General features: G+C 73.0%; 4 protein-coding genes. All 4 read right to left on the bottom strand.

From position 1 onward, the window contains the following. Positions 1-130: 130 nt before the first annotated feature. The 4 genes from IF129_RS17020 to murJ all read right to left on the bottom strand — a co-directional run bounded on the left by IF129_RS17020 (position 131) and on the right by murJ (position 5,943). Positions 131-1,036, bottom strand: coding sequence for an anti-sigma factor family protein (locus IF129_RS17020; RefSeq protein WP_191210528.1), 906 nt, complete (start codon positions 1,034-1,036; stop codon positions 131-133). Then, entirely contained in the window at positions 1,033-1,743 is a 711-nt protein-coding gene (gene sigM, locus IF129_RS17015; RefSeq protein ID WP_191210550.1) for an RNA polymerase sigma factor SigM, read from the bottom strand. Before sigM ends, IF129_RS17020 begins: the two co-directional genes overlap by 4 nt. A gap of 45 nt (positions 1,744-1,788) precedes the next feature. Then, positions 1,789-3,633, bottom strand: a complete 1,845-nt coding sequence (locus IF129_RS17010) for a protein kinase family protein (RefSeq protein ID WP_191210527.1) — start codon at positions 3,631-3,633, stop codon at positions 1,789-1,791. A 141-nt stretch (positions 3,634-3,774) separates the two neighbouring features. Further along, positions 3,775-5,943, bottom strand: coding sequence for a murein biosynthesis integral membrane protein MurJ (gene murJ / locus IF129_RS17005; RefSeq protein ID WP_425579782.1), 2,169 nt, complete (start codon positions 5,941-5,943; stop codon positions 3,775-3,777). Positions 5,944-6,038 lie beyond the last annotated feature (95 nt).

Raw genomic sequence — 6,038 nt, 5'->3', positions numbered from 1 at the left:
CGGGTGTCTTCCTTCTGTCTGCCGACGGCTTCCGGTTCCGAGTGGGGGTCTCACCCCGCCCAACGGATACTACGGGCCGCACATTCCCGGCGGTCCTCACCGGGCGGGCGAGCACGCTGCCGTGCCGGGGTCAGGAACGCTCGACGGTGCGGAAGGCCAGCTGTCGGCCCTCCCCCTGGGGGGCCTGGGTGACGCAACTCGCATCGACGACGTAGGCGTCGACACGGCCCGCGTCACCGGGGTGGGGAAGCACGACCAGGTAGGCCGCAGTGCCCTGGTAGCTCTCCTCACCCAGGGCGAGCGGCTGCTCGACCCGGCCCACGGCGCGCTCGACGCAGGGAGGCACGGCAGGGGCGGTCTCCGTGGTGAAGGGCAGGTTGGGGTCGCCCTGGGCGCTCGGCCCCTCGGGCGTCTTCGGGTCCTGTTCGGGGCGCGTGCCCGGAGACGTGGTCGGCGCCGTGAGAAGGGCACGGACCTGGTCTTCCAACCGTTCGTCTCCCGCGGCCTCCTCCTGGGGCTGTGCCACGCTCGGCGGGTCGTTCGTGCTGTCACTCGTCAGCACGCCGGACACGAGCACCCCACCCAGGGCGGCGACAGCGAGCGCTCCGGCCGTGCTGAGCAGCGCGGTGCGGCGGTCGGCCCAGGCGCGACGCCGGGTCCGGGGGCGGCCGGGCCCGGTGGCAGCCCCGGAGGTACCGGAGGGACGTCGTGTTTCACGTGAAACATGCGCCCCCGGATCTGCGGAGGGCTTCGGGGAACGGACGGGGGGGCGGGGTGGCTGTGCGGCCTCGGAGGACAGGGCGGCCTCGATCCGGGCGATGACATCCTCCGGCATCGGCTCCGGGACGTTCAGCTCACGGAGCCCGCCCTGGACCGCGGCCAGGGTGTCGCGCACCTCGGCGCAGGGTCGGCACTGCTGGAGGTGCGCCCGCACCTGAACGGCATGTTCGGGGGCCAGCAGTCCCTCGGCCAGGTCAGCGATGTCCTCGACCTCGGGATGGTCGTTCCGGTCGGGTGTCGAGAAAGACGCGGTCATGCTGTTCCACCTCCGCCCTTCACGGCTCCGTTTCCTCTGACCCCTTGCGGCGGTGGGACGGATGCCCCGCCCGTCCGGTTCCGTCCTGGTGCCAGGGCGGTGCCGCCCCCCGGGGGGTCGCCGTCCGGCCGCAGGTGCCCGACGAGGGGGACGAGCCGGGCCCGGCCACGGGCGCAGCGGCTCTTGACGGTACCGACGGCCACATCGAGGATCCGGGCCGCTTCCGCCACCGGATAGCCCTGCATGTCCACGAGCACCAGAGCGGCCCGCTGATCGGCCGGGAGCCGGTTCAGCGCGGCGATCAGCTGGCGGTGTACGTCCGAACGCTCCGCAGGTGCCTCGGCGGATTCCTCCGGCTCCATCAGCCGGTCCAGATGTTCGGTGTCGTCGGTCAGGGAGGTCCGCCGCGAAGCGGCCTTCCGCGCGCGGTCGAGGCAGGCGTTGACGGTGATCCGATGCAGCCAGGTCGTCACTGCGGAGCGGCCCCGGAACGTCTCAGCCCGGCGGTATGCCGAGACCAGAGCGTCCTGAACGGCGTCGGCCGCCTCCTCGCGGTCTCCGAGCGTGCGCAGCGCCACGGCCCACAGCCGGTCACGGTGGCGGCGCACGAGCTCCCCGAAGGCCTCCGGATCGCCGGCCACGTGGCGGGCCAGCAGCTCGTGGTCGTCGGGCGGCTCGGGGGCGTCACCGTGCCGGGTGCGCCCCATGGCGTTCTCGCCCACCGCAAGGCCCTCCCTCAGCCTGGGTACGGATCAGCTCCGTATGCCGATCTCCGTGATCCGGCCACGGTATTCGCCGTCCTCGGTGAGTGGTAGCTCCGTGAGCCAGACCAGCACGTAACGCGTCTTGATCGGCTTCTTCGCCTCCAGGGCGACCTCGGACCCACGACCGCTGCTGACCATGCTGAAATCGTGCAGCGAGTCCGGCTCACCGCCCGCGGAGGACGGTGCGGCGAGGAAGTCGACGGCCGTCTCCCCCCGGAACCGGACGTCGAGTGTGCTCACCTGCTGCACGGACCCGAGGTCCAGGATGAGCCCCACTCCCTGCTTGAGGTTTCCGAACCGCGCACTGGCGTAGTACAGCGTCTGCCAGTGGCTGCCCTCGTCGCCGTCGAAGGCCAGGCCCGCGTCCTTGGCGCTCTCCCGCCCCACACCGCCGGGATCGAGGATGCGGGCCGACTCGATGGAGACCGGCTTCCCGGTCTCCGGCTTCTTCGCCGGGGAGTCCTTGCTCTGCTCCTGAGCGTCGTCCTCGTTCTGCTGCGTCGTGTCCGTCCCGCGGTCGCCGCGCAGCAACGTGTCGGCGACCTGCCAGCTGCCCAGGCTCAGGGCGGCGACCAGGAGAGCCGCCACCCCCCACTTGAGGGCCTTGCCGGTCCGGCCGGGCAGTGCGGGCGGTGCGTCGGCGACCAGGCCGGGGCGGTTCCCGGGCCCGACCGGGCCACGGTCCGCCGCCAGAACGCCCTGCTGGTAGGTGGTCCGCTCGTACGGGGCCGGGTGCACGAACTCGGGCTCCGGCGGACGGATGCGTGGCAGCTCGGCGACGGCCGCCACCAACTCCTCGGGCGTCGTGCACGGGGGGTTCTCGCTGGCGGCCGTCGCACCGTCGTTGACCAGGGCGCGCATGGCCAGCTCCGACAGCCCACGGTGAACGCCCGCGCGGACCTGGTCGGGGGGCATCAGAGTGCCGCCGGCGAGCTGGGTGGCGGCGCTCAGCCCGTAGGCGTCCTCCTCGTACGGCCAGAGCCGGGTGAGGGCGGCGTAGAGCAGCGCGCCGACGGCCTCCGTGTCGGAGCGCTGCGGGGTGTCCGAGGAGATGCCGCGCAACGCCGCGTTCACCGCGAGGCCGCGGATGCGGTACTGGCCGGTCACGGTGCGCAGCACGGCGCCCGGGGTCAGGCGGAGGTGTGCGAGCCCCTCGCGGTGGGCCGCCGCCAACGCCCCGGCGAGGTGCCGCACCAGCTCGTAGGCCTCGTGGGCGGGCAGCGGACCGGCGGCCAGAAGAGCCGTCAGCGGCGTCGCGTCCGGCAGCCACTCGTGGACGACGTAGACCAGCTCACCGTCCTCGACCGCGTCCAGGACCTGGACGAAGCGGGGGTCGCCCAGGAGCGCGGCCGAGCGGGCCGCGGCCAGCACCGGACGGACGCGCCGGTGGTCCGCCGGCAGCACGTGGACGCCCACGGCCCGTCGCAGCTTCTCGTCCACGGCACGCCAGCTGCTGAAGCCGTCGAGCCGGGTGACGCACTCCTCCAGGCGGTAGCGCTTGGCGAGCTTGTGGCCGCTGTGCAGCTCGGGAGGGGGAGGGCTCGGCCGGGGGGCTCGGGCGTCGACCGCAGGCGTCCGCGCAGCCTCCTCCGAGGAGACGGTGCCGTCCTCCCGGGAGGCGGGAGCGGGGGGCGAAGCGGTGTCTTCGCGGGGCTCCGTGTCCTCGGCGCTGTCGTCGGCTCCGGCCGCGGCGTCGGCCTCCCGGTCTTCCTGCTGGGGCGTGGCACCGTCGGCCGCGGTGTCCTCGGTGGTGTCGGTGCGGGGCGACTCCTCGCCACCGCCCTGACCGCCCGAGTGCGCCACGTCGACGGCAGCTGTGCTCCGTTCCGCCACCGTCGCTCCTGCCTCCCCGTCCGTTCCGTCCCGTGAACCGGCCCGATGAGCCCGGCACATCGGGCGGGCCGGGACCGGCCACAGCCAATTGTGCCCGCCCTCCCCCGTGGCGCACGACACGGGAGGGCGGTTGGGGTGGTATCAGCGACCGAGTTTGGCGCGGACCATGCCGATCATCGCGGTCATCTCCTGGATCCGGAGTCGCTTCGCCATGAGGACGAAGAGCACGGCCATGAGGAGTGATCCCGCCACGAGCGCGGTCAGCCCGCCCACGAAGCCGTCGCCGAGCGTGCGCACGATGCCGTACGCGGCCGCGCCACCCGCCAGGGTGCCCGGGATGCTCGCGAGCCCGAGCCGCGCGTAGGTGCGGACGATGCGGGAGCCGTCGAGGTCGCCGTCGAGCTTGCCGCGCAGGCGGCGCCAGGCCACGGCGACGCCGACGACGTAGGCCAGACCGTAGGTGGCGGCCATGCCCGCGACCGCGTACCGGCCGGGCAGCAGCAGGTAGCAGAGTCCGGCGCCCGCCGCGTTGCCGATGGCGACGATGACGGTGTTGTAGAACGGCGTGCGCGTGTCCTCGTAGGCGTAGAACGCCCGCAGCACGATGTACTGCACGGAGTAGGGAATGAGCCCGAGGCCGAACGCCATGAGGATCAGGCCCATCGACGTCGCGGGATCGGAACCCACCGACGCGTAGAGCACGAGGCACATCGGGACGCCCAGGGCCAGGAACGCGAAGGCGATCGGCACGATGGCGACCGCCGAGGTGCGCAGGCCGTGCGAGAGGTCGTCGCGTACGGCGTCGCGGTCCTCGTCGTGGGCCGAGCGGGAGAGTCTGGGCAGCAGCGCGGCCATGACGGAGACGGTGATGATGGCCTGCGGCATCTGCCAGATGAGCAGGGCGTTCTGGTAGCCGAGGATGCCGGCTCCGTCGTTGCCCCCGGCCGCGGCCTCGGCCCCCGCCGCCGTGGCGAGCTGCGTGACGACCAAGAGGCCGGCCTGGTTGGCGAGCACGAAGAAGAACGTCCACTTGGCCAGCTTGGCGGCCTTGCCGAGACCCTGGCCCTTCCAGTCGAAGCGGGGCCGGAAGTGGAATCCGGCGGCCCGGAGGTAGGGCAGCATCGCCAGGGCCTGGACCACCAGCCCGAGCAGGGTGCCGGCGCCGAGGAGCCGGACGCCCTCGGGCGGGATGCTGCCGACACCGAGGCCCGAGCTCTCCGCACTGCCGTAGACCCAGATGAACGAGCCGAACGTGAAGATGATGACGAGGTTGTTGAGGACCGGCGTCCACATCATCGCGCCGAACCGGCCGCGGGCGTTGAGGATCTGCCCCATGACGACGTGCACGCCCATGAAGAAGATCGTCGGCAGGCAGTAGCGTGCGAAGGTCACGGCGACGTTGTTCGCATCGGGTTGATCTGCGATGGACACCGAGAGCATGCGCACCAGGAGCGGTGCGCCCACGAAGGTGAGCAGCGTCAGACCGGCGAGGATCACCATCACCAGCGTGAGCAGCCGACTGGCATACGCCTCCCCGCCGTCCTCGTCGTTCTTCATGGCCCGGACGAGCTGCGGCACGAAGACGGAGTTGAGGCCGCCGCCGATGGACAGCATGTAGACCATGGTGGGCAGCGTGTAAGCGACGGTGTAGGCGTCACCGAGAGTGGCTGCGCCGAGGGCGGCGGTGATCACGAGGGTGCGGACGAAGCCGGTGACGCGGGACACGAGGGTGCCCGCGGCCATCACCGCACTGGACTTCAGCAGCCCGCCGCCACGGCCGCCGGACTTGGCGGGAGCGGAGGGCGTCGCAGCACCTGCCGCGTCACCGGCCGGCGCGCCTGGCGGGGGCGTCGGGGCCGCGGTGGGCGGGACACCCGGCGTGGGCGGGGCAGGCGGTGCCTCGGGCTGCGGGACGGCTCCCGCCGGCGCCCCGTGGTGCGGGCTCCGTGGCGGCTCTCCGTACTCGGCGTACCGCGCGTACTCGGGGTTCTGCGCGTACCCGGACGGCTGCGGTGTCCGCGCGCTCCCGTAGGGCCCCTGGTGGGCGTACGGGCCACCGGGCTGCTGCGGTCCGTGCTCCGAGGCCGGCTGCTGCCGGGCCGGGTCCCCGTACGGCACTCCGTAGGTCGGTCCGGGTTGCGCGGAGGCGTCGGGGGAGGGCCCTGGGTGGCCGTACGGGTGCTGCGGCGCGTGCTGCGGCGGCTGCTGGGGAATCTGCTGCTGGTCGCGGAAGAGGTGCGCGAAGGCGTCCTCGGCGGGCTCGCGGGGGACGGCGCCGTGGCGGTCGTCGTGGTCGGGCGCGCGGGTGATCAGTTCGTCCACCCCGGTGAACTGGACGCGCGCCGCTTCGTCACCGTAGGGCAGGTGCCGGGAGGGCCCGTCGGGCTCGGGGGCGGGCGGTGTGG

It is taken from the genome of Streptomyces chumphonensis (genome assembly GCF_014779715.1).
GTDB lineage: Bacteria > Actinomycetota > Actinomycetes > Streptomycetales > Streptomycetaceae > Streptomyces > Streptomyces chumphonensis.
The sequence above is the reverse complement of the archived record's forward strand: the minus strand, read 5'-3'. Positions and strand labels throughout refer to the sequence as shown.